Source organism: Klebsiella sp. K4 (genome assembly GCF_014596785.2).
GTDB classification, from domain to species: Bacteria; Pseudomonadota; Gammaproteobacteria; order Enterobacterales; family Enterobacteriaceae; genus Klebsiella; species Klebsiella pneumoniae.
The window spans coordinates 1,423,182-1,446,942 of the sequence record NZ_CP115021.1 but is presented as its reverse complement, the minus strand read 5'-3'; the positions used below and the strand labels follow the sequence as shown (position 1 = coordinate 1,446,942).

Genomic DNA, 23,761 nt, shown 5'->3' with positions numbered 1-23,761 from the left:
ATCAGGCAACCTTTGCTGCGGCAAATGAACTGATCAATGTGCAACCACAGGCACATTTGTGGCCGTGAAAGGCAACCGGGATACCATGATCAAGGTAATCAGGGTTGCCTTCTACGATAGTTGTAGGACCATGTCCTGGAACCGGGCAGGACACTTTGTCGCCTTTACGGGCAACGCCAATACCGCCGAATTTCATCGTTTCTGAGGCGGTCAGTACTGAACCACCGTGGGTAGTTTTATCGCCTTTGCGGATAATCTGGAGCATTAATAAGGGTCTCTGTTAGTTAATAATTATCATTAGGTTAAAGTAACTAGCCTCCAGACATATTAATCCTGAATCTGTTCCAGTAAGTCATTTAACTCATTCACTCTTGAAATATTCATGTCCATACGGCATACGCTGTACATCGGCGAACCGATTATAAACCCTTGAACATCACACCAATTTTCACGTGATGCAATCCAGTTTTTTTGCGCCGTCTCGAATTTACTTGTAATGTCAGGCATTTCACGCGCTTTAATGATTTTGTATATTTTCTGGTAAACAATGTTCATGTCTTTCTTTGCGGCGTCTGATGCCTGGTCGGCACAACCCATTACAACAGAGTTATTTATATCTTGATTCATTCTGCGGCAATCAGTTTCAATCCTGGAATAGTCGTTTAGTGCAGCATGTGAAATACAAGGGAGTATTAGAAGTAAAGTCAGTGTTTTATTCTTAATCTTCATTTTATTTGAACACTCCAGTGGAGGCACTGGTAATTTAACTTACCTATAAGTGTCTGGTTCTACAATTTAAAAGACCCATTCTGGACTCAATGGCATGTAAATGCTTTTGAATATTTATTCTGTATCATACTCGTCACCATTCCATCGCAAGATATATTTAGGTCCGCAAAAAAAAATATCCTTTAGCCCTTTGTGTGATTTTTTTTGATGTTCCAATGGATGTACACATATATGCTGCATCTATTGATTTTCCATCATGCATTGTGATTTCGAATGTTAAAGTAGGAGAGTTGTCGAGATTAGACATACATTCCGATTGATCACAAGTGCCTGGTGGTGTTGAACTCAGAAACGTATACTCGATGATATCTTTTTTACCATCACCATTTAAGTCAGTAGTAACGCGACCTGTTTGCCCATCGACAAAGCCAGAGTTTTTCAGCTTACTTGCCGTTACCAGCATATCAATATCTTTGGTTTGAGAACATTGAGCATATGTTGCCGATGCCATTAAAATTAACATAGCCAAAGAGAGTTTTATGTTCATTTTAATAATTATCAACCGTCTTCATATAGGTTTTAATAAAATCATTTAGTTGCTCTACACCATCATATTCGCATTGGTTTTCTATCAAATCTGTGCGTTGACCTTCCATCGAGTTATATAAGCTGCATCGTTCAGAAATAGAATTCCGTTGACTATTATAAAACGCCATATCAATTGAATACTCCTTACCAGATTTGGTAATAATCTCTTTAACGGAGTCCTCTGTTTTTTTGTGCTGGTTTGTATGCAGTCGATCTTATCCGGATGAGATTGCATCGAGGAATTGCAAACTTGTGGTAATTTTGCAAATGATATTTTTCATAAATTCACCGAGCATTTTTTAAAATCACTGCCTCAACTTTTGGAGGTAATTAATTTTACAACTGGGACAATGCTGACAAAACACAAAACACCGACCAGTGATTATAGGAAATGTAGCTATTTTAGCTTCGCTAGTTTGTTGTCTTTAAATACCCACACCTCAGATTTTTTAGAATCATTGATATCTTGAATATTAACAATGACTTTATCGCCGTCATTATTAATCATAACAGACCCCATGCAATAATCTATCGGCTTATGCACCTGGATTTTATTTTCAGAATCCAAGGAAATAATTCTGATTGCTCCTGCTTCACAAGCATTTCCCATTGGAGAGTCCTGGAATATCCATACTCCAGTCCAAGAATCAGCAAGGAGAGAGTAAGATGTCAAATAGGAAGGAGATTCATACTCACAGTCATGTTTCGAAACAATTTTATCATTAAAAGATATTTCACATTGGTTTCCGTTTTTTATTGAATGAACTGTGGGCAAGTCGAAACTGTCTGCCATACTATACATAGGTAAAAGTGTAACTATCAAACACAGAATTTTTCGCATGTTAACCTCGATATCCTTCTTCCACTCCTAATTTCAATTTCTCTCTTACTTTAAAGCCTGCTTCATATTTGGTTATTGCATTGTCTTTATTCAGTTCTAAGCCTTTATTGTCATTATAGCTTCTCCTTTCATCATACAGAATGTAACTGCTTCATTCGATGGGGTGGAATTTATGAATATCATCCCCTTGGTTTGTGTAAATTTCTTGAGTCCCTTTTTTAACCAAGATGCTAAAAGGAATGAGCTGCATGTCTTTACATTCTTCAATTTATAGCGAATTTGTAGTATTTATTGTTAGTGTCATCTCTACTGATATTGATACATTTTTCAGGTGCTGTAGCCAGTGCGTTCTTCTTAATGGCATCCGGAATAATATTAAAAGCCGTTTGTTCGTCACTTGACGGACCACTTGTATATCCAGTATTTTTTAAATCTGATAATTTAAGCCATCCATCAACTGAATCGCCATTTCTCTTGAAGTATGACGCAAACAAATAACCATTAAGTGTGGTGTATCCTGAAACAACATCACCATTAACTATAAATAAATCGCTAATCTTGCATCGTTTACTTGGTGCGCTATTGAAGTAAAGTCTGGTTTTCGATGCAATCCTAAATAAACTCTTAGAATGATCTACATATGCTTGCTCATTCTCGGCTGTTTTGGACATAATGGAACAAAAATCGTTAGCAAAGGAATGGTAACAAAAACAATATAATAAGCTGGACAGCATGATTTTAACCATTTCAATCCTCTGCTTTTCATCCGGTTACCGTTTAATATAGAAAATAACTTTGAAGAATAATTATTTAGTTTTTAATGGCCTCTGGAGAAAATTTCTGTATGCGGCTAGAATCCACCCATGAAGAGTATACCACTCCGTTTTTTGCTTGATATTTAACATACGAGGCGCTCCCTGATTTTCTTTCAACTTCCACATATTCCCCTGGTAAGATAAACACACCGGTTTCTGGAGTTGATAATTTATCATCTTTATAAAACTGTAATCTGGAATCACCATTGACTTTGTAAATCACTTTTTTGTTTAGGCAACTGAAGTATACTGACGCGTATCTATTATCAAACTTTAATTGTTCTGGATTATCTGGATCAATAGTAACATCCTCCAAATTGAATTTAACGTAATCATATTTCATCCATAAAAGAAAGCCTTCACCTGGAGTGTCAGTTGACTGCATCTTATTGAATTGAACTTTAGCAGTTATATCATTACCACTGATACTGTCAACATCTGCTTTAATGAGCCCCCTATCCACTTTCAACTCTTTTATCAAATTTGTATTACTGGAGGCCACTATTTTATTTAAGAATTGTGAGCATCTATCAAAATCATCATCAGTAACACTAGAAAATGCTGAGATAGAGTAAGTCAATAAAACAAAAGGAAGTGCTTTAAATATGATCATGATTTTACCTCAGAAAATTCATTAGTGAATCTGGGTTTGATCGCCCCACATTCTTCTCTATATAGTTTTTGTGCTGAGTCTTGGGTTGAGTACCATCGGGCATAGTTTCCGCCGTGCTTATTAATATAGTACACAATATATTCCATCGAACTCTCAACAGAATCGAATACTACAAATTGCTTTGGCTTATCTGTGACTTGGGAATTCCCTCCCTGCCCACTTAACCCTCTTCCTTCTTTTTTACTCCAAATCCCAGTCGGTTGATATTCTGGATGTTGCGAGAAAAAGTCAGAACTCCATCCGTATGCTGGTGGAGCACCATGTACCTCCATACCAGGAGCACCACAATGTTGATATTGACCAGAAGTAAAGTGTTTGGTCTCGATACGAAACATTCTTTCAACTATTACAGACATGTTTTTACCGTATTTATTATATATTTTACATAAAGCTTCTTTCCCATCCTGTACAGTGAAAAGTCCCGATTGTCGCTTTTTCACGCTAATCATTGTCCCTAAAAACATTATTGGATGCATATGCCATAATGAAGGGCCAAGCTTCTCCGTTGTTAAGTCTGGCATCCACGCCATCTTATCAAGGAAATCTTCGCTGTATTTCTTCCATTCCGGAGCGTCTTTCTTAAGCGCATTCAGGAATGGTTGCCAGATAACATCGTCTTTTTTGAAGTACCAGTCGCTGGGATGTTTTACGATTGTTTTCTGAACGACGTCACGATAGTCGGGATTATGAAGTGCTCTCCAGTACTCCATTGGAGAATAACGGTCACTTCCGCTGTCAATTTTATCCAGCAGGCGCTGATAATTATGCTTCACGAGAGCATGACTGGTTCGCGGATCATTGGTCGCGGCCTGGTAAAGCGAATCGATAAGGTTACGGAAGAATCCAGTGGGCTGGTTTTTTCCATCCAGGTAATCAAAGCTGGCTGGTTCTGCGGTTTCAGTTCTGAAGCCCAGCTTTGCCAGATCATACTGCGACAAAAGTTGAGGTTCCGCCTGGCCTTTAGGGACGTAAGCATTTTCTGGTCGCAGCTGCCAGTATTCCTGTCTGGTCGACTTATCGACTTCCGTTTGCACCTGTTTCAGTGGCAGGATCCCGATCCTGGTCGTCACTCTCGTATCCTTCGTGAATGTACCGGTTGCAACATCCTTTTTGTACAGCGCCAGCCCAGGAGAATACTTCAACCAGAGCGGGTTTTTCTCCCCCACCTTTTCCGGGTTGGTCAGGAATTTTTCAAGGTTATCATCCATGCTGGTACATTCAATATGCACCTGATATCTCGCCTCATATCCCCCATCCTTTGGGGCCTGATAGTAGCCCATATGACCAACAGGATCACCGGCAGTGATGGCCCAGGGCGTCGGGCACACAACCTGGTCAAATTTCATAACCTCTTTGGCCGGAGGCATAAGCCTGCGCCACCATGACGGACCAGCGCCGGGGGCGGGTTTAATATTATTATTATCCACTACCACCCAGTAACGTTTACCGGGGATAAGTGAGGTACTGACCTTTTTCTTAGCATCTGTATGACCATCAGCATCAGGTAAACTTTTCAACGTCACAAGACCATACCGGCGCTGGTTATACCCCACCGCGTTAAGACTGGCATCAGAGGAGTCCCATTCAACGCGTGCCCTCACAGGCATATACCCTGCAATCTGAGGCTGAAGTTGTTCAGAAGTCAGTTTTGCCGTGAGCCAGTCCATTTCGGAAAACGCTTTAAGCGTATCCTGTGTAATCCACTGATTTTCCGATTCTGACTCATAAGCAGAATACGGAGCCAGGTGCATATACAGGGTGTAGAAATGCAGCCCGCTGGATTTCGTTTCACCCGGTTGAATGTAGTGTTTCACCAGAACAAAAGAGCCGGAAAAATTCAGCGGACCAGATTCCCATGCAACCGTCTGATAATCCTTGCAGATACGATAAGCAACCACTTCGCCGTCAGCCATGCATCGGATTGCCTGCTCACCTTTAAAGGGAACCGGGAAATCTATCGCTTCAAGTGGAGACTTACCACTAAGCGCACACCACGGCGTCGTGGCTTCGGTGATATGGATCCCGCCATGCCACATCCCGCTACGGCCAATCATATACTGCCCGGTGGATTCCCCCCTGACATGAGAGAGGATCTCTTCCTGATTATTGAACTCACTTCCCCGGTTATTAGAAGGGATCGGCCAGACAATTTTAATTTTTCCTTTTTGGGTAGCCGTGGCGTACTGCTCTGATGTGGTATTATCGCCATAACGATAAAGTGTATAGGGTATGTTTTGATCACGATATATCTGGGCAGGATAGAACCCCCTTTCCTGGACAAAATCAGATACCCAGTGTGTACCATTAAACATCGCCATATGACCATGCACATGGTGTGGTGCTGCCTGGATTACGACAACATCCCCCACTTGCTGACCAGAAATTGTGAATACACCGCCAGTACACACTGTTGTAGCGCCACCCACAACTTTAAAGTTATTTTCAAGCAGCCATGGGCCATAATTTTTAGCTGATTCAATTCCTGAATTTTTTGCAGATGCCCCTCCAGCGATTAATGCTTTTTTAACATAGCGGGCACATTTTGACTCGCCATATTTAAGCTTTTTATCTATGCCATTTTTAAAATTTTCAGCGTTAATTTTCGCTCTGGCCAAGGCTTGAGTATTTAAAACACTAACTGCTACATTCTTGTCCAGCATTTATTCTCCCCCCTCTGCTTGTCGAGGACAATAAATACTAGTATGAGATATGGGCTTAACAGAATCCATTAACCATTTCCCTTTTTCTTTAACCAGGTTAACGGCATACAGGGATACACCCTTACCATATCCTAATGTTAGCTTCACTTGTGCGACCTGGTCATTCTCTGAAACAGTTTCCACATTAATGCTGTCTTTCCATTCTTCACAAATATCCTGAGCATCGACAAAATAATCAGCACCCGATTCATCATTATCCCGCAGACTTCTGAGATGCTCAGTTGTATATTCAAAAATAGCTTTTTGAGTTAGTTTATCAGCTGATTCCATATCAGGCATTTCAGACGCAACAAGGTAATCGTGATAAAAATTTGCAACAATTTCCCGAGGCATTGAACTATCGTCTGCTGAAGCTGAGGCTATATTGGCCACGCAGAATAAGCAGCAAGCAAAAACAATCTTCTTCAACATGAACGTCTCTCCGTAGATATGTTGGTATTTGTATAAGTAATCGAGGTGAGAAATTTAGAAAATGACCACGTTCTTATTGTTCCGTTACGCTGGTGATTTTCCACTTCCCATCAATTCTTTCTAGCACAACATTAAGTTTAACTTTAGGCTCGGAACCTACTCCTAAAATAATGTTGATTGAAGAGTCATTCTCTTTCTGATATACATCAACGGTAGTTATGCTTGCTTTCCATGAAGGATAAACATCTTGTGATTTTGTAAAATAATCAACATCAGTATCAACCCAAGCACCATGACAGTTACAAATATAACGCCCTTTAAACTGCTTGCATTCGCGCTTTTGTGAACATTTTCTTCGAGTTCTTCTGCCGACACTGAATCATCAGAATCATAATTACACATCATTGAGTCGTTAATGCTTTTCATTAACTCATCAGAAACATATTGGCTGACAAATCGACTGTTGTCCGATGATTCTTCTTTCAAATATGACTTATAAAAATTGTACACGATGCTTTCTGGGCTTGTTTGCTCAGATGCCTGTGTAAAATTTGATAAACAAAGCAAAAATGCAAATAAAAACACATTACGCATATGAGGAATTAATGGATCCATCATCAGCCCTTAGTCATTGAAAGATTTGCTGCTGATTTTGCTTTCCTGAGTGATATCCGTCAGGCTGAAATTGGGTGTTTCGTTGGGGAGATTTGCGCCCGATCCTGGTACCAGATAGTCAGACGTCTTCATAATGAACTCAACTGATGAGCCATGTTCAATGCCGTTCTTACTCAGCCTCAGGTAAGACCCGCCACCATTAAGCGTCAGTGTTTCCGGGGTGCTGATAATAATTTCATCTTCACTGCTGGTCACCGTCAGCTGTTTTTCAGAAAACAGGGCCATCGTGTTGTGTTGAGCCTGAATCTCGATGTCTCCCTGATTGGCGACCAGCTTCGCCCCGCCTTTATGCACAAACATACCCAGGGCTTTTTCAACCGTTACAGAAACATTTTTCATCGCACCGATATCAAGATGCTGACCGGCATTGATCATGGTGTTGCGGGTACTGCTGAGCTGAAGGTGTTCGCCTGAGGTCAGTGCCACTCCCTGCGGCGCGCTACCCAGCAGCACCGCCGACTGGAGGTCCCTGATTTTGTCGGCCACAAAATTTATCTGGGTATTGATGTCGCAGATCAGGGCCCCGGCCGCTTCGGCGGCGCTGTTCAGGGCCTGCATCTGGCTGTTGGCCTGGTTAATCTGGTTGATGGCAGGGGCCATTTCAAGCACAGGCCCCTGCGCTTTTGCCTGTTCATCCGCCGTCAGGTAGAGGCCTTTGGCTGCGCGGACCGCGCCAAACTCATCCGTTCGCAGCTCAAAACCAGCGCCGCGCTGCTCACGCTGTGCGTTAACCAGATGGCCCATATTGAGCTGGCTTTTGCCGTATTCGGTGGCGAGCTTGATATGCTCTTCCTGGCGCTTATCCTCCATCCGCAGCTTATTGTTCGCCGGCGTGCGCCACACGTTCCGCGTATGATTCTCGCTGGTAACATGGTCCGGATGCTCTGAATCATGCAGGGCATAAGCGATGTAGGGACGATCCGGGTCTCCACCGTCAAATACGACGGCCACTTCCGTTCCGTCGAGAAGCGGTGAGTGGAAGCCGTAAGTATCACCGGCATACGGTTTCGCCAGCCGCAGCCACAGATACGCATAGCCCTGTTCGGTACTGTTGCGGTCAAAGTCCAGTTTCACACGATAGCGGCCCTCCGGGTCGAGCCAGGAGTACGTATCACCTTTCTGTGTGCTTTCCACCCGGGCAGGCAGCGAGCCGGATATCACCGGGCGACTGAGCAGCGCCGGACGGTAACAGACGGTTTCGCTGTAGGGGATCCCCTCAAATGTCAGCGTAAAGCTACTTTTGCGTGAACCGCTGGTGCGTACCGTGGTGATGACGATACCTTCCCTGACGGCATCGGGTAACGTGCCGTCCGTTTCCAGTACCTGACCGGGAGCCAGATGAGGGCTGGAGGAATGCCCGGTGACATGATATTGCGTGTTCAGAATGCGCTCGTGACGCAGACGGGCGAAATACGCCCCGGACTCTGTACTTTCCGTATCACCCGCTGTCAGGAAAGGCTCCGCGTAGTGGTAAATTTCACCGGCGGTGATCCCTTCCTGACTGCTGATACTTTCCGTGCTGTCCTGCGGCGTCAGCGCTTCCCGGTAGTTGTAGTCCCGGGTGGCCACCCTTCCGCTCACCACGTTATATGCAGTCTGAATATCCCAGATACTCTCCTGTCCGCTGTCACTCATCCCGGCCTGGTTGCGTAATGGCAGCGTGACACCGAACTCATACTGCTGCTGACTGTCCTGAAAAATCACCACGTCCTGTTCAAGTAGGCTGTCCATTTCATAGCGCCAGTAAATACCCACCTCCGCCAGCAGGCGCTGGATAAACTCAAGGTCAGTCTCCCGCCACTGGGTGATGAGCTCCCGGGACGGATATTCGCGGGAAAGCCGGAACTCGAAATCAGGCCCTTCCAGACCGTGTTTACGCAGTACCTTTTCCACAACTTCAGTGACTGACTGATTGAGATAGATTTCGCTCCCTTTCGTATAGTCCAGAAGGGCGATGCGGGGAACGATCGTCATAGCATAACGGGTATCGTCATTTGACGTGGATATCCGGCGAAACGACTCCACCACGCCATAAACCGTCCGGACCGGCAGCGCCGGGGTGCCGTCAAACACCGGGGTCATGAAAGTAAATGATGCGGGTTTCAGCAGTAACGTGTCACAGGCAATATCCGCAGAGGAGCAGGTGACCGCCACGTCATACCGCCAGGGCTGACTGAGGGATTCCACCGCGCTGTAACGCAACACATCCAGAAATTCCGTGCAGCCATGAACGTTAATACGATACCGTGACTGGCCGATCAGCTTTTCTGTCAGACTGAGTCCTTTATTCATCAGTGATCCACTCATTGCCGCGTTCCTTCTTCCTGTTCGTCAAATATCAGCACGATGCCTTCTTCCTCATCCCTGGTAGGGCAAGATTACGAGATCCCGTAGCCCGCAAGGACTGAAGTAAAGTATTCTTTGTCCATCGCTGTACTTTTCATCTTTCTCTTCAAATCCGCCTTAAATCCTTTGAGCTGGATGTGTCTTTAGCTTAACGAGTCGCACCAAAGCTTTCCGGAATTATTTATAATGGGATTGTAGATACGTCTTGATTTCTGCTGCATTTTTATATTTGAAATGTAACTCTTCACCATTAAACTCTCCATTAAGGCCATTAAGATTCTGGTCTTTTTTTATAGAAGGATTTATAGAAAGGCTATTAAGGGAATAGTTATAACCATAAACTTGATACGCAGTTCCATTTATCTTTTCCGCAAAGTGCCGTTGCTCCCATGAAATTAATACAATTACATTTTTTTATTATTTATTTTAGTAAAAAAAACTGTTTCCACATGAGGTTCACTACCATCGACCTCATAAGACTCCACTTTGATACTATTACCATTAGTTTCGAAATAAAGAGCTAATGGATAATTAGCATCATCCTCCTTATTAATATAAACACTATCATTAGCATCTAACTTAAATGGCCCTTGTACTATGTCGGTTTTAGCTAGTGCATAAAAAGAAGAAATCAACAAAGATAACCCAAAACTAAAGCCACGCATAAATCACTCCTTATCGACTCTTAATAATGGGGCCACTGCATTAAACCTCTGTAAGCGATCAGGGTAACCATTCTGCCCACCATTAACTATTTGCGTGACTTCTTGCACACTCAATGCTCTGGCAGTTTTGTTTAGTCCTTTACTTACCCAAAAGGAAAACGCTGACTCTACACCATATTCAGTATCACTTATCACTAGATCAGGTTGTTCGACAAAGTCTCTCTTATCATCCGGATTCATTTCATTATGTTTATTGGTAAAAAATCTGTAGCCATCTTTACCAGTCAATTGAATCATCCCTCGCCCCCTGTATTTATAACCATCCCCAGAAGATTCTCCATCGTTACCCATTCGACTGGCATAAACATAATTAGCCAAATTTTTTGGGCTATGCGCATACAAAGATTCCTGAGTCCAGAGTTTGTCTCTTAAACGTCCCAAGTTGCAATCATCAGTATTTTTATTATATTGGGCTGGACCTTTAATGCACCCAAAAATCCTTCGCATCCCTTTAGCACTATAATTTAGATTTTCCTCTGTTATACTAAAACCACTTTCATGCCCAATTTGAGACAGGAAGTGTGTAATTTCTTTTTTATCTTCCATCTTATAGGCTCTTGCATATTTATTGAGATAAGGTAGAACCCTTTCACATTGAATTTTATTTTCATTTAGATTTGCAGCAAGAACCATTTCCAGTGTAATAAGTTTTGAAGATAATAATTCATTCAAAAAAACCACCGGATGAAAATGCCACACCGCCTCATCCTTATCAAACGGCGGTACCTTACTCATCCACTCCAGATCCGCCTGCCACTTCTCACAGTACTTCACTTCCAGCGAGTCCAGATCCTTATAAAACCCTTCCCAGCGGCCTGTCGAACGGCCATCACACCACTCGCTGTGATGTTTTACCACCAGCCGGTTGACCACATTCTTCACCAGCGGATCGCGCACTGCCAGCGCCTGCCTGATTTCCTCTGCCGTCACTTTCCCGTCACGGTTGATGTCCATCTCCGCCATCAGGTCACGATAAAACGGCGGCACCAGACCGTACTGATACCCCGCGCCCTGTTCAGCAGTTCGGCTTATCGCCCCAAACGCCTGGGGGATCCAGGGCTGTTCATCACATCATCACCGCTATCTTCCTCCAGCGCCCGGAACCCAAGTAACCCATTGATAAAGAATCTATGAGAGTCTCCTGCATTGATTCAGCTTGTTGTTCGACCCTGAACTTTCATGTGGTAGATAAAAATCATACACCATACTTAACGCGCAAAAATTTCTTTATTTTCTCCGCATTATCCAATGGGAAGTTTTGAATGTTTCCGTTACTTTTGATTTGATAACCCGATAATTGAGGATCTTTTTCCCCATCCAAATTCTTTATATACCCTCGCCCTTCGTCATGTTTATATGATTTAACCTCATAATAATACGGATATTCGACACCATTGCCTTCATAATTTACATGCCATCGAAGAAGAACAACAACATTTCTATACCCATTTATTTGCATAAAGAAAATGGTCATTAATTCCACCGGGGCATCAGAGTAATAGAAGGTATCGACTTTAGAGTTATATAACTTACCATTATTAATACGGCTTAGATAAAAATATATATCCCTTTTATCAGGCGCAGATTGAAAACAAATAAATCCATTAGTAAAAGAGTTATCTTCAAATGGTCCCTGAACAAGGGCGTTAGGGTTATCACCGCACGCATAAATCATGCTTGAAAAGAAGAGTAACACAAGAACCAACATTCTTGTAATGCTATTTTTCATTTTATCCTCAATCGAAAATTTCATTTTCTATTAACTTTGCTTCGCCATCTCTACGTAGCCCAAGCCCTCGCTGATGGGGCCATAAACGCTTCATACTTCTCAAACGCTCAGGAATTTTTTTTATATTACCCTGCTCAAAATCATCACGAATCTCTCTCATTTCACGACGTCTATCTATTAGATCTCCTGGCTTAGGAAGTGCTAATGATGGCCCACGATTATATACTAATGATAGTATGGCTCCGGCACTGTCTGGAGGAAGAATTATTGCCTGGGGATAAATATCAACAACGATCTGACAATATCGCTCTTTTAATACCATGGCCATGTCTAATGCTTTATCTTTTTCGATTGTAATGTCAAACAACTCATGGACAATTGCTCGAGCCTCGTTACCTTTCTTACCAATTGCAGAAAGTAATCTTTCAACCTGTGAATTAGAGTAATACTCAGATAGCAATGCCCTTGCCGATGAAGTAGTTTGCTGCCCCAAATCATATCCATATCCGACAGTGACGCCACTTGATTGGTCTCCTTCTGGGACATATGGTTTAGGCATATATGCCTCCCAGGATAATATGAATTCTGCTGATTTCTTTGAAATTCTATAAACACCTAAAGTTGTTTGGAATTCAATCACATCTGTAAATTTATCAATAATAGCATCTAAAAACACCACCGGATGATAATGCCATACCGCCTCATCCTTTTCGAACGGCGGCACCTTACTCATCCATTCCAGGTCTGCCTGCCATTTCTCACAGTATTTCACTTCAATCGAATCCAGATCCTTATAAAACCCTTCCCAGCGCCCCGTCGAGCGGCCACCACACCACTCGCTGTGATGTTTAACTACCAGCCGGTTGACCACATTCTTCACCAGCGGATCCCGCACTGCCAGCGCCTGCCTGATTTCCTCTGCCGTCACTTTCCCGTCACGGTTGCTGTCCATCTCCGCCATCAGGTCACGATAAAACTGCGGCACCAGACCGTACTGATACCCCGCGCCTTGTTCCGCGGTCCGGCTTATCGTCCCGAACGCCTGGGGGATCCAGCTCTCATACGGGCTGTTCATCACATCGCCCCCGCTGCTTTCCTCCAGCGCCTGAAACCCAAGTTTCTCTAAATCGTACTGGTTAACTTCCTCAACATCATTTTGTGGTAACCAGCCACTGCCGCTGACCTTATACCACCATTTTTGTGACTCATCCGCGACGGGCGTTGCCGATTCCCGGGAGAGCTGGCACTGAGCGCCCAGCTTCGCCGATGTCGGGGTAAATACCGGCTGTCCAGCGGCATCCTGTCGGGTAAACAGGGATTTTCCCTTGGGTGCCAGCACTGACTTTTTTTCACCCTTTACACACGCCGGATTGGCTAAAAATCCGGGCATTCTGCTGTCCGTACTCAACACTTCCAGATGGACAAACCACTCCCTGTCCACAAGCTGATTCCCCTCACCCGGCGACTCCATACAGCCCATAAACCCGACAGGCGTTCCGGCGCTGACCTTCCATTCCTCTGTTCCTTCCGTCAGTTCCACGGAGTCAAAAGCACCTTTTTGTTTTGCCTTCTGCATCCATTCCGGCATCAGCCCCTGAATTTCACCATCCGGCTCCACCAGTACCGGATCCAGCGTGACCCAGTACTGTTCTTTGCCCGGAACGCTATCTTTCAGCAAACGGACCAGACCAAAGGTTGTCAGGGTCGCGTTTCCGTTCTTCGTGACATAAAAACGCCCCGTCCGGGAAGAGACAAAACGGTCGCCTGCGCTCAGACTCTTTTTCGTTTTTGCCGGAGCAGGATATGTCCCGGCCTCACCGTTGTCTGGCTCCCCCTCCGGTAACCCGTATTGTCCGTTTTTATACTGGCGTAACAGTATGCCACTGTGACCATCCCTGACTTTATAGCAGGGAGATTTCGGGTAATCAGCGACCGGAGCCAGATGCATATACAGGCTGTAAAACTCCAGCCAGCTCTTTTCCTTTTGCGGGTCAGGCTTGCACTGTGATTTCACCAGCACAAAGCTGCTGCTGTAGCGCAGCTGTTGTCCACAGTACGGAGCGGTCAGATATTCATTGTTTAACCGGTACGCCACAATAATACCGTCTGCCATAAACTGGAGCGGCACAGGTTCCCCGGTATTGATCGCATCAGGGTTCAGGGCTGAAAAGGGATTAGAAATATCACTGATATGGATCCCGCCATGCCACAGGCCGTTCGCACCCAGCAACCATGTCCCGTGCGCTTCCCCGTCGATAAGCCGCATAACATCATCCAGTGAGTGAAATTCTTTGCCGCTGGTGTCCCTGAGCGGGTAACTGATTTTCATAGCCGCTCCTTATCGTGAAAACCGTCCGCGCCGCGGTGGTGATACCAGTTCCAGTGTGGTTTTCCTGAACGTCTCCGCGACACCTTTCAATGATGCCCCGGTACCGGGGATCAGATAGTTCGCCACTTTCATCACCATCATTCCCTCAGAACCATGCTCAATCCCGTTTTTACTCAGCTTCAGATACGATCCGCCGCCATTCAGCGTCAGTGTCTCCGGCGTGCTGATGGAAATCCCGTCCTCGCAGCTGGTTATCGTCACCTGCTGCTTTGCCAGAAGCGCCATCGTGTTGTGCTGCGCCTGAATATCAATATCCCCCTGATTGGCGACCAGCTTCGCCCCCTCTTTATGCACAAACAGACCAAGGGCTTTTTCCACCGTTACCGACAGATTTTTCATCGCACCGATATCAAGATGCTGGCCTGCATTGATCATGGTGTTACGGGTGCTGCTGAGCTGAAGGTGTTCGCCTGAGGTCAGTGCCACCCCCTGCGGCGCACTCCCCAGCAGGACCGCAGACTGGAGGTCTTTGATTTTGTCGGTCACAAAATTTATCTGGGTATTGATGTCGCAGATCAGGGCCCCGGCCGCTTCGGCGGCGCTGTTCAGGGCCTGCATCTGGCTGTTCGCCTGGTTAATCTGATTAATGGCAGGGGCCATTTCCAGTACCGGCCCCTGGGCTTTGGCCTGGGCATCCGCCGTCAGGAACAGCCCTTTTGCCGCACGTACTGCGCCATACTCATCCGTTCGCAGTTCAAAACCGGCCCCGCGTTTTTCACGCTGGCCATTGACCAGGTGCCCCATGTTCAGCTGCGTTTTGCCATATTCCGTTGCGAGCTTGATATGCTCTTCCTGGCGCTTATCCTCCATCCGTAGCTTATTGTTCGCCGGAGTGCGCCACACGTTCCGCGTATGGTTGTCACTGGTGACGTGGTCCGGGTGTTCTGAATCATGCAGGGCATAAGCGATGTAGGGACGATCCGGGTCTCCGCCGTCAAAAACGACGGCCACTTCCGTTCCGTCGATAAGCGGTGAGTGGAATCCGTACGTATCACCGGCATAGGGTTTCGCCAGCCGCAGCCACAGATACGCATAACCCTGTTCGGCACTGTTGCGGTCAAAGTCCAGTTTTACCCGGTAGCGCCCGTCCGGATCGAGCCAGGAACAGGTGTCGCCTTTCTGTGTGCTTTCCACCCGTGCCGGAAGCGAGCCGGATATCACCGGGCGACTGAGCAGTGCCGGGCGCCAGCAGACAGTTTCGCTGTAGGGGATTCCCTCAAACGTCAGAGAAAAACTACTTTTACGTGAACCGCTGGAACGCACCGTGGTGATGACGATACCTTCCCTGACGGCATCGGGTAACGTGCCGTCCGTTTCCAGTACCTGACCGGGAGCCAGATGAGGGCTGGAGGAATGCCCGGTGACGTGATACTGGGCGTTCAGAATGCGTTCGTGACGCAGACGGGCGAAGTATGCCCCGGACTCTGCGCTTTCAGCGTCACCTGCTGTCAGGAAGGGTTCCGCGTAATGGTAGGTTTCCCCGGTGGTGATCCCCTCCTTGCTGAAAATGCTTTCGGCACTGTCCTGAGGTTGTAGCGCTTCACGGTAGTTGTAGTCCCGGGTGGCCACACCCCCGCTTACCACATTGTATGCCGTCTGAATATCCCAGATACTCTCCTGTCCGCTGTCACTCATCCCGGCCTGGTTGCGCAGTGGCAGCGTGACGCCAAATTCATACTGCTGCTGGCTGTCCTGAAAAATCACCACGTCCTGTTCAAGTCGGCTGTCCATTTCATAGCGCCAGTAAATGCCGACCTCTGCCAGCAGGCGCTGGATAAACTCAAGGTCAGTTTCCCGCCACTGGGTGATGAGCTCCCGGGAGGGGTATTCGCGGGAGAGCCGGAACTCAAAATCAGGCCCCTCCAGACCGTGTTTACGCAGCACCTGTTCAACCACTTCAGTGACTGACTGATTGAGATAGATTTCACTCCCTTTCGTATAGTCCAGAAGGGCGATGCGGGGAACGATCGTCATAGCATAACGGGTATCGTCATTTGACGTGGATATCCGGCGAAACGACTCCACCACGCCAAATACCGTCCGGACCGGCAGCGCCGGTATCCCGTCAAACACCGGGGTCTGGAAGGTAAATGACGCTGGTTTCAGCAGTAACGTGTCACAGGCAATATCCGCAGAGGAGCAGGTGACCGCCACGTCATACCGCCAGGGCTGGCTGAGGGATTCCACCGCGCTGTAACGCAGAACATCCAGGAAATCGCTGCATTCATGCACAGCAACCCGGTAGCGGGACAGGCTCAGGGCTTCATCCATCGCCTTCTGCGCCAGGCTGCTTAAGCTATCAATCATAGTTCTTCTCCCTTTCAGGATACCACTAATCGTCAATTATGTTGCGGGCACCGGTATCCGGCAGCAAAGACGCCATCGTCAGCATATCGATGCGACGTTCGCCAATGTGAGTAGAAATGCCGTAGTGGCGTTGTAGACGCGTGCTCATCTGTGCCAGATTCATGCCAACAATGGTGCACATGGCATGCATTGTCAGCGGGCGCTGTAAGGGTTAAGACGGCGTAACAAGATGGCGGGATTTTCCATGAGATTCTCTCTTTAGCAGTTCGCAGACACGCTACCGCCCGTCGCTGTTTCCTTTTGATAAGGAGTCCAAAGCGCATCAGGTCAGGCAGGCAGATTGTGTTTTTCTTTGCTCAACGCCCGTGAAACAGACGCTCAGCAAAAAGAGCGGACAGAGAGGACCTGCCCGCCAGGTTCTTACGCCGTAGTGCGTTCGTTCCAGGAATCGGAATGAATGATGTTGCCGTCTTTGTAGGTCCAGGTGATTTTTTCGTAGCGCAGTTCGATCCGCTCAAGATGGTTGTGCTTCTCGAAAGAAGGATCTTTGACGTCGTGCATCACTGGATTCACTTTTACCACTTTCACGTTTTCCAGCTTCGTGTTGAAGTACTCCACTTCCTGACCCGCGTCGTTGATTTTGTACCACTTGAACTCAGCAGATTTCAGGGTCTGGCCGGTGGTCACCGCCTTGTACAGGTACGGGCTGGAAGAGTCGATTTCTTTGGTAAACAGGAACGGCGTGTGAATACGGGTTCCAGTCAGCTTGCCGGTGTTGTTATCGGTCGGGATGTACAGATTATGCTCCTGCGCCACCACCTCAATGCTGCCCTCACGGTCCTTCACGTCCACGGAACCTTTAATGTCCGCGCCACCGTCGTCTTTCAGCCACAGATAAACTGGGATTGCCATGTTTACTTCTCCATTTCTCGAGTTGAAACGTCACCTACATCCTGTGACGCATGTTTTGCGCCTGGCAGACGACAGGCGTCAGCCTGCGGTACCAGACTGATCTCGACACGCCGGTTATGCGCACGGCCATCAGGCGTGTCGTTTGATGCAATCGGTCGACTGTCGCCGTAACCCTGCACGGCAAAGCAACTTTCCGGTACGTCCCCGGTATCACGCATCCAGTTACGGACGGCCTCAGCTCTTTGCAAAGACAAGGTCTGATTTAGCTGAACGCTGCCGGTATTGTCTGTATGACCGCTGACCACGATTAGCCAGCCTGGTCTGGCTTTAATCCCTACCAGTGCATTAACGAGTATTTTGGTTGAGCCGTCTTTGAGTACCGATTTGCCGGAGTCAAACAGTGACATGCTGTCGAGTCGTACAATTTTCGGTACCGGTTTCGGTTCAGGGGCGGGTGGCGGTGTCCAGGTATCGATAGCCTGCTGCAAGGCCAGCCACAGACGTTGTCCCGGGTAATAACCCAGGCTATAACGTAAAGGCTCTCCCTGACGCTGCCAGCGTTCAAGCAGGAGCGCATCCTGTTTCAGTGCAACCAGTGATTCTGCTTTAGGGGGGTAGTGATTCATTGGAATAGCATTCCAGCGCTGTAAATGGGTACTGACATGACGGATAAGATCACGATTATTGAGGGCGGAGATGCCCAACGCCGTCAGAACGCACAGCCATATCAGCAAAACCAGAAGACGGGTACGTTTGCCTCCCTGTACCGGCGAGGCAAACGGTGCCAGAAGTGGCAAAACCGCATCCGGGAACAGACTTGTCGATGACTGCCCGGGAGCTCGGGAAAACTGCAAGCAGGTACGGGAATAGAGCCAACCGGCCCAGACAGACCGAGTCTCTGGGCTGACTACTCCGAGCCGCATGATCACGGAAAATGCACGCACCGGCGGCGTTAAGCGGTCAGGTTTATCCAGCTCATCAGCCAACGTATTACGGATAAAGGAAAATGCCTGGCTGACTGCCGGCAGCGCCAGGATATTGGCGTCCGTCTGCTGCCAGTCAATGAATGCCTGCGGTGAATCATTAAGGGGACATACCATCGGCTTGTCACCCCGGACGATTATCCATGGCGTTTCAGGCCCGGATAATTCAGCGTTCAACACAACCGGCAGTGTGATACCCGTCAGGGATTTAATCTGTTTACACTGCTGGCGGAGCGTTTTCAGTGCGGAACGAAGTACGGCTTCATCCTGATGATGGTCTGGCAGGCAACGGTACATTACCGAGAGCTGACCGACCTGGCGCGGAAACTGCGTCTGTATGCTGCGGACAACGTCAGCTAACCGGCTGACGTCGCCGACCCGTAGCCACCATCCCTGGGCTGTTTTACGCAGAGGGCTTCCCTGAAACAACGCATCCAGCATGTCGCCACACACCAGTACAACGGGGCCCTCAGCGTCGAGTAATGGCAGTTCAGCCGCCGGGAGGTAAGCGTCGGGTACGGGCTCCTCATGTCGACAGTTTTTGAACACATACCAGCCTGCCAGAAGGAGGATCAGCAAAGTGGACAGGCCTTTAAATACGTTGCCTGTCGGAATGAAATACCACAGCAACCACAGTAGCGCGGCTACAGCTGCTAAAGTGTGTAGGCCTACCGAAATGATGACTTTTCTGCGCATTAGCCATGCAGCTCCGGTATTTGTGCTGACAACAGCGCCTGAAGCCACAGATGGCCACCCCACCAGATAATCCCGGTCAGAATGACGGCCAGCACTATCCAGAACCAGACCGAGCGCATCAGACTCCAGCGATGTTTCCCTATCCGGTAAACAACCAGCGACAGGCCAGCATCAGGTGGAGAAACTCGCTCAGAAAGGGCTTTCACTACCTCATCCCGCTGTGACTGGCTGACCGCTTTCAGGCTGTATAATCCCTGAAAGCCCAACGCTATCACCCGGTGATAGCAGGTTAAAACGGCCGGGTTCGGTGAGGGCTGACGCAGAACCTCTGCAATCCGATCCCATAGTGCTTCACCTGCCCGAAGTGAGCCAAAAAAACGGGCCTGAAGCGGTGCTTTACGCCAGACCATCTGGCCTTCATCTACTTTCGGCTCCTCTCCTCCTTCGCTTTTTTCGGGCTTACGGCTCATCACCGTTTCGTCCAGCAAGGCACATTGTGCGTAGGAAATATGTTCCACACTGGCATCGTCATAACCGGCACGCTCCAGCGCTTCCCGCACACTTTCAACTTGTTTAACGCATGCGTTGTAAAGCGCAGAGCCATTAAGCGTGATGGCGCCTTTCTTAAGCATGGTGACGGTGAGCCAGGTCTCCGTCATTAGCTGGTCGATATCGATATCCTGTCTCATGAGCGCAATACCGCAAACAGTTCAAGTTCCAAAGCACCAAGTAACTCAGGCACATAGAACATACATACCCCCTGCTCCAGCATTTCATGCGCAGCAGGGCTTTCTATATCAAGTGCGAAGTACTGGTTTTCCATGCGTACAGGCAACGCTGCCGGGACTCTGCTCACCGGTATCAACGGGATCCCCTTGAGCGCAGCACCATAGATTTCGCGGACATCATCAGGTGAACCTGCCTGACAGAGTGCAGGAAATTTCTCGGCGACCTGCCAGGCCGGGATATCCGAGCGTACAGAGAGATAGAGATCGGCCTCTTCACGCAGACGGATATCGTGGAGGTTGGCCTTCCAGGTCTGTCCGTCCGGACGGGTCATTTCCAGAGCAATGACTCGGGATGGCAGACTTGCCTCAAGCAAACCCGTTATCAGGTCAAACAGCGGAGGAAACGCCTTAGCTGGCTCCTCGTGGTCATAACCCGGTATGGCGTCCAGATCATGGTCCAGGGAAAAGGTCAGCATACTGCCTGCCAGACGAGCGAGCTCAGCCCATACTTGTTCAGGTGGACGTGAAGGAAAACGTTCGTATTCTGCTAGCACTGTGGCGTGAGAATTCAGTGCATTCAGCAACCAGAAAAGGGAAACATCAGCGACGGCAAAATCGGCAAGCCTTTCGTTGCTTTCTCGGCGCATCGTCATCAAACGCTGGCGTCGGGAGCGTAACTGGCGGTTAAGCAACATCAGACGTTCGTGAAGAACCGGGCTTGCTCCAAATGACGCTACTGGAGGAATAAAAGATAGATCCTGTCGCCACGCATTTTGTCCATCCCGAATCAGTCTTGCGACCGGACACACTTTCCAGGAATCATTGCTTTCATGGGCAAACCGGATGGTGAAATTAAACCGGGCAACTGCTATAGATTCTTCTTCAGAGCCAAAGGCATCCTGCAATGTTACCCACTCTTCTCTATAGCGAAGCGGCCGTTCTGAACTGACGCCCTCCTGTTCAACGTTGCTTATGCCAGGCTGCATATGCGGCAATGCAATGACTACAGTTACCGCATCACGACCTGTCAGCTGGCTGGCATCTAACTCACGCGGCGCCGGAGGCAAATCGCTCCTTTGCGCATCAATTAATGAACCATCTTCCAGCCAAAGGCGTAACTGCGTAATCTGGATCAGGCCGGACGAAAGAAGACTGTCATTAAACTCAATTTTTTCCACGCCCCAGGGGAATGGGGATGCCAGCGCTGATGCACCGGCACTGCGGAAAGACTCCCATTCAGTCTGCTGCTGGAACTGTTGAGGAGATAGTAAAGCCCCCTCGTTCCATAGTGGACGATAAATTTTCATCCCGTCCTGCCTTATGCTTTTGCTTTGGGCATCTGGCTAACCAGCGACAGATTGACGTCCATCCCCTCGACCTGGAAGTGCGGCACCGCGTACAGCTTCACGCGGAAGAAGCCCGGGTTATCCTCGATATCTTCCACCACCACGCTGGCATCGCGCAGCGGATGGGAGGCCTGCAGCTCGTCGCCGGGGTCGGTCATTTCGGTCACCAGGCTCCGCACCCAGGTGTTCAGCTCCAGCTCCAGCAGACGCCGGTCCTTGGTGGTGCCGATATTCTCGCGCTGGATCATCTTCAGGTAGTGCGCGATGCGCGACAGCAGGAAGATATAAGGCAGACGCGCGTTGATACGGCTGTTGGCGGTGGCGTCGGCGGTATCGTACAGCGCCGGTTTCTGCGCGGAGTTGGCCGAGAAGAAGCAGGCGTAATCGCGATTTTTGTAGTACGACAGCGGGATAAAGCCCAGGCTGGCGAACTCAAACTCCCGCGTTTCCGGGATCATCACCTCGGAAGGAATTTTCGCCTGGTTGCCGGTGCCCAGATCGTACAGATGGATGGGCAGATCTTTCACCGCGCCGCCGGCCTGCGGACCGCGAATTTGCACGCACCAGCCGTTATTGACAAAGCTCTTCACCATATTGGATGCGAAGGAGAACGCCGCGCTGGTCCAGAGATACTTTTCGTGGTCCGGACCTTTCACCTGCTCGACATAGTTGAAGCTGCGCACCGGCACGGTGTCCGGACCGTACGGCAGACGACCCAGCACGCGCGGCATCACCAGACCGATGTAGCGGGCATCGTCGGTTTCGCGAAACGCCTTCCAGCGGATATATTCCGCACGATCGAAGTAGTTGCCGATATCCTTAATGGCAGCCACCTCTTCCATGGTCTCTTTCAGGAAAAAGGCCGGGCCGACGGCGCCGATAAACGGCATATGGGCGGCCGCAGAGACGCGGGAGATATTGCGCAGCAGCGCCACATCCTGCGGGCTGGCGTCGAACTCATAGGCCGAGATCACCGAGCCGATCGGCTCGCCGCCGGGAGTGTCATACTCCGCGGTATAGGTGTGCCAGTAGAGGCCGCTCTGGATAAGCTCCGGCGCGTCCTCAAAGTCCTGGCGCAGATCGTCTTTGGCGACGTCGAGGATCTCCGTTTTGACGTTCTGCCGATAGTCGGTGTTGTCCACCAGCTGTTTGAGGCCGCGCCACAGGGATTCGACCTGCTGAAACTCCTGATGGTGCATCACCGCGTCCAGCTGACGGCTTATCTGGAAATCCAGCTCGGCGATATGGTGGTCGATCAGCGTTTTGTCGAGCTTTTCCACCCGCTGGCCGGACTGACGGATGCGTTCCATAAACACCTGCATCGCCGCGGTGAGACGTTCCGCCGCCGGCGCCTCGGAGAGCGCGGCATCGTCCAGAAAGTCGTTGATATCCCCGAGGCGAGACGCCGGGGTGAGATTAATTTTTTCAAACAGCGAGGCGTAAACGCCCTCGCCCGCGCTGTTTTCCTGCAGCGTGGTTTGCCCCTGAACAGGGGCGTTTTCTGTGGTAACAGACATTAGCATTTTCCCGGTTAATCCATTAACAGACTTGCCCCGCACTTATTTCGGGGCAAGCGCACTCATTTCGTCGCGTAATTCCTGGGACAGCGCCGGATCTTTCAGGATTGCCTCAAGCTCTTTTCTGAAAGTGGCGTTATCAAGCAGATTGGATTTGAGATCGCGTAATAAATTACGCATCGCCAGCATGGCACGGAGTTGCGGAATTTGCCGGGCAACCTGCTCCGGTTCAAAATCTTTGATGTCGGTAAAACGCAGTCTGACGTTCTCCTCTTCGCCATTGCTGGCCAGCGTATTCGGCACCGAGAGGTTAACTTCCGGGCTAAATTCCGAAAGTACGCTGTTAAAATTATTTTTATTGACGTTGATTTTTTCTCTTTCCGATAAAGGCCGGTTTTCCTTACCATGACTAAAATCGCCAATGGTAAGCAGCTTCAGCGGCAGTTCGACCTTCTTTTGCGCGCCGCCGGTATGAAGAGATAATTTGAGATTAATGCGCGCCCTGGGGACTTCATTCTGGAACGTATCAGCCACTTTTGTCTTTTTCCTTAGTTAATTATCATACGCATTTTCGCCTTATACTTAATAAGGCACAATGATAAAACAACGCTGAACAAAACAGCAAGCCACC

General features: G+C 48.2%; 22 protein-coding genes and 2 pseudogenes. All 24 read right to left on the bottom strand.

Going from position 1 to position 23,761, the window contains the following annotated elements; genetic code table 11:
- Position 1: 1 nt before the first annotated feature.
- The 24 genes and pseudogenes from IB144_RS07195 to tssB all read right to left on the bottom strand — a co-directional run bounded on the left by IB144_RS07195 (position 2) and on the right by tssB (position 23,664).
- On the bottom strand, positions 2-265 hold the full coding sequence (locus IB144_RS07195) for a PAAR domain-containing protein (RefSeq protein WP_032418592.1): 264 nt from the start codon (positions 263-265) through the stop codon (positions 2-4).
- A gap of 62 nt (positions 266-327) precedes the next feature.
- Entirely contained in the window at positions 328-729 is a 402-nt protein-coding gene (locus IB144_RS07190) for a lysozyme inhibitor LprI family protein (RefSeq protein ID WP_032440223.1), read from the bottom strand.
- A 157-nt stretch (positions 730-886) separates the two neighbouring features.
- A complete protein-coding gene (locus tag IB144_RS07185; protein WP_134894675.1) occupies positions 887-1,276 on the bottom strand; it encodes a hypothetical protein in 390 nt (129 codons plus the stop codon).
- A gap of 438 nt (positions 1,277-1,714) precedes the next feature.
- Entirely contained in the window at positions 1,715-2,158 is a 444-nt protein-coding gene (locus IB144_RS07180) for a hypothetical protein (RefSeq protein WP_130261624.1), read from the bottom strand.
- Between the two features lie 263 nt (positions 2,159-2,421).
- A complete protein-coding gene (locus IB144_RS07175) occupies positions 2,422-2,904 on the bottom strand; it encodes a hypothetical protein (RefSeq protein ID WP_123836167.1) in 483 nt (160 codons plus the stop codon).
- Positions 2,905-2,968: 64 nt separating this feature from the next.
- Entirely contained in the window at positions 2,969-3,586 is a 618-nt protein-coding gene (locus tag IB144_RS07170) for a hypothetical protein (protein WP_117057064.1), read from the bottom strand.
- A complete protein-coding gene (locus tag IB144_RS07165) occupies positions 3,583-6,306 on the bottom strand; it encodes a hypothetical protein (RefSeq protein WP_223168856.1) in 2,724 nt (907 codons plus the stop codon). The genes IB144_RS07170 and IB144_RS07165 overlap by 4 nt, the downstream gene beginning before the upstream one ends.
- Complete coding sequence (locus IB144_RS07160) at positions 6,307-6,777, bottom strand: DUF3828 domain-containing protein (RefSeq protein WP_134894674.1); 471 nt, start codon at positions 6,775-6,777, stop codon at positions 6,307-6,309.
- Positions 6,778-6,850: 73 nt separating this feature from the next.
- Positions 6,851-6,997 (bottom strand): hypothetical protein, encoded by a 147-nt coding sequence (locus IB144_RS07155; protein ID WP_322968824.1) that lies wholly within the window; start codon positions 6,995-6,997, stop codon positions 6,851-6,853.
- Positions 6,994-7,395, bottom strand: a complete 402-nt coding sequence (locus IB144_RS07150; RefSeq protein ID WP_223168855.1) for a hypothetical protein — start codon at positions 7,393-7,395, stop codon at positions 6,994-6,996. The genes IB144_RS07155 and IB144_RS07150 overlap by 4 nt, the downstream gene beginning before the upstream one ends.
- 6 nt (positions 7,396-7,401) lie before the next feature.
- The gene (gene vgrG, locus IB144_RS07145; RefSeq protein ID WP_046653595.1) at positions 7,402-9,759 is read right to left on the bottom strand and encodes a type VI secretion system Vgr family protein; all 2,358 of its coding nucleotides are present in this window, start codon (positions 9,757-9,759) and stop codon (positions 7,402-7,404) included.
- Positions 9,760-9,830: 71 nt separating this feature from the next.
- Positions 9,831-9,926: pseudogene (locus IB144_RS07140) on the bottom strand (hypothetical protein); the annotation flags it as partial.
- A gap of 276 nt (positions 9,927-10,202) precedes the next feature.
- Positions 10,203-10,463, bottom strand: coding sequence for a hypothetical protein (locus tag IB144_RS07135; protein ID WP_223168854.1), 261 nt, complete (start codon positions 10,461-10,463; stop codon positions 10,203-10,205).
- Between the two features lie 3 nt (positions 10,464-10,466).
- Positions 10,467-11,477, bottom strand: a complete 1,011-nt coding sequence (locus tag IB144_RS07130; RefSeq protein ID WP_223168853.1) for a hypothetical protein — start codon at positions 11,475-11,477, stop codon at positions 10,467-10,469.
- Between the two features lie 241 nt (positions 11,478-11,718).
- Positions 11,719-12,252, bottom strand: coding sequence for a hypothetical protein (locus IB144_RS07125; RefSeq protein WP_048270916.1), 534 nt, complete (start codon positions 12,250-12,252; stop codon positions 11,719-11,721).
- A 7-nt stretch (positions 12,253-12,259) separates the two neighbouring features.
- A complete protein-coding gene (locus tag IB144_RS07120) occupies positions 12,260-14,581 on the bottom strand; it encodes a pesticin C-terminus-like muramidase (RefSeq protein ID WP_046653593.1) in 2,322 nt (773 codons plus the stop codon).
- Positions 14,582-14,590: 9 nt separating this feature from the next.
- Complete coding sequence (vgrG, locus tag IB144_RS07115; protein ID WP_040215496.1) at positions 14,591-16,948, bottom strand: type VI secretion system Vgr family protein; 2,358 nt, start codon at positions 16,946-16,948, stop codon at positions 14,591-14,593.
- Positions 16,949-16,985: 37 nt separating this feature from the next.
- A pseudogene (locus IB144_RS07110) lies at positions 16,986-17,156 on the bottom strand (type VI secretion system protein VasG); the annotation flags it as partial.
- 212 nt (positions 17,157-17,368) lie between these two features.
- Positions 17,369-17,860, bottom strand: a complete 492-nt coding sequence (gene hcp / locus IB144_RS07105) for a type VI secretion system effector Hcp (protein ID WP_025368035.1) — start codon at positions 17,858-17,860, stop codon at positions 17,369-17,371.
- A 2-nt stretch (positions 17,861-17,862) separates the two neighbouring features.
- On the bottom strand, positions 17,863-19,539 hold the full coding sequence (locus IB144_RS07100; protein ID WP_032415285.1) for an OmpA family protein: 1,677 nt from the start codon (positions 19,537-19,539) through the stop codon (positions 17,863-17,865).
- A complete protein-coding gene (gene tssL, locus IB144_RS07095) occupies positions 19,539-20,228 on the bottom strand; it encodes a type VI secretion system protein TssL, short form (protein WP_025368033.1) in 690 nt (229 codons plus the stop codon). Before tssL ends, IB144_RS07100 begins: the two co-directional genes overlap by 1 nt.
- Positions 20,225-21,574 (bottom strand): type VI secretion system baseplate subunit TssK, encoded by a 1,350-nt coding sequence (tssK, locus tag IB144_RS07090; RefSeq protein WP_025368032.1) that lies wholly within the window; start codon positions 21,572-21,574, stop codon positions 20,225-20,227. The genes tssL and tssK overlap by 4 nt, the downstream gene beginning before the upstream one ends.
- 11 nt (positions 21,575-21,585) lie before the next feature.
- Positions 21,586-23,130, bottom strand: a complete 1,545-nt coding sequence (tssC, locus tag IB144_RS07085; RefSeq protein WP_040215501.1) for a type VI secretion system contractile sheath large subunit — start codon at positions 23,128-23,130, stop codon at positions 21,586-21,588.
- A gap of 42 nt (positions 23,131-23,172) precedes the next feature.
- Entirely contained in the window at positions 23,173-23,664 is a 492-nt protein-coding gene (gene tssB, locus IB144_RS07080) for a type VI secretion system contractile sheath small subunit (RefSeq protein WP_032440231.1), read from the bottom strand.
- Positions 23,665-23,761 lie beyond the last annotated feature (97 nt).

What these genes read in the sequence shown, in the direction of transcription:
- IB144_RS07195 (WP_032418592.1), bottom strand. Translation starts at nt 265, where the DNA reads ATGCTCCAGATTATCCGCAAAGGCGATAAAACTACCCACGGTGGTTCA.
- IB144_RS07190 (WP_032440223.1), bottom strand. Translation starts at nt 729, where the DNA reads ATGAAGATTAAGAATAAAACACTGACTTTACTTCTAATACTCCCTTGT.
- IB144_RS07185 (WP_134894675.1), bottom strand. Translation starts at nt 1,276, where the DNA reads ATGAACATAAAACTCTCTTTGGCTATGTTAATTTTAATGGCATCGGCA.
- IB144_RS07180 (WP_130261624.1), bottom strand. Translation starts at nt 2,158, where the DNA reads ATGCGAAAAATTCTGTGTTTGATAGTTACACTTTTACCTATGTATAGT.
- IB144_RS07175 (WP_123836167.1), bottom strand. Translation starts at nt 2,904, where the DNA reads ATGGTTAAAATCATGCTGTCCAGCTTATTATATTGTTTTTGTTACCAT.
- IB144_RS07170 (WP_117057064.1), bottom strand. Translation starts at nt 3,586, where the DNA reads ATGATCATATTTAAAGCACTTCCTTTTGTTTTATTGACTTACTCTATC.
- IB144_RS07165 (WP_223168856.1), bottom strand. Translation starts at nt 6,306, where the DNA reads ATGCTGGACAAGAATGTAGCAGTTAGTGTTTTAAATACTCAAGCCTTG.
- IB144_RS07160 (WP_134894674.1), bottom strand. Translation starts at nt 6,777, where the DNA reads ATGTTGAAGAAGATTGTTTTTGCTTGCTGCTTATTCTGCGTGGCCAAT.
- IB144_RS07150 (WP_223168855.1), bottom strand. Translation starts at nt 7,395, where the DNA reads ATGATGGATCCATTAATTCCTCATATGCGTAATGTGTTTTTATTTGCA.
- vgrG (WP_046653595.1), bottom strand. Translation starts at nt 9,759, where the DNA reads ATGAGTGGATCACTGATGAATAAAGGACTCAGTCTGACAGAAAAGCTG.
- IB144_RS07135 (WP_223168854.1), bottom strand. Translation starts at nt 10,463, where the DNA reads ATGCGTGGCTTTAGTTTTGGGTTATCTTTGTTGATTTCTTCTTTTTAT.
- IB144_RS07130 (WP_223168853.1), bottom strand. Translation starts at nt 11,477, where the DNA reads ATGGACATCAACCGTGACGGGAAAGTGACGGCAGAGGAAATCAGGCAG.
- IB144_RS07125 (WP_048270916.1), bottom strand. Translation starts at nt 12,252, where the DNA reads ATGAAAAATAGCATTACAAGAATGTTGGTTCTTGTGTTACTCTTCTTT.
- IB144_RS07120 (WP_046653593.1), bottom strand. Translation starts at nt 14,581, where the DNA reads ATGAAAATCAGTTACCCGCTCAGGGACACCAGCGGCAAAGAATTTCAC.
- vgrG (WP_040215496.1), bottom strand. Translation starts at nt 16,948, where the DNA reads ATGATTGATAGCTTAAGCAGCCTGGCGCAGAAGGCGATGGATGAAGCC.
- hcp (WP_025368035.1), bottom strand. Translation starts at nt 17,860, where the DNA reads ATGGCAATCCCAGTTTATCTGTGGCTGAAAGACGACGGTGGCGCGGAC.
- IB144_RS07100 (WP_032415285.1), bottom strand. Translation starts at nt 19,539, where the DNA reads ATGCGCAGAAAAGTCATCATTTCGGTAGGCCTACACACTTTAGCAGCT.
- tssL (WP_025368033.1), bottom strand. Translation starts at nt 20,228, where the DNA reads ATGAGACAGGATATCGATATCGACCAGCTAATGACGGAGACCTGGCTC.
- tssK (WP_025368032.1), bottom strand. Translation starts at nt 21,574, where the DNA reads ATGAAAATTTATCGTCCACTATGGAACGAGGGGGCTTTACTATCTCCT.
- tssC (WP_040215501.1), bottom strand. Translation starts at nt 23,130, where the DNA reads ATGTCTGTTACCACAGAAAACGCCCCTGTTCAGGGGCAAACCACGCTG.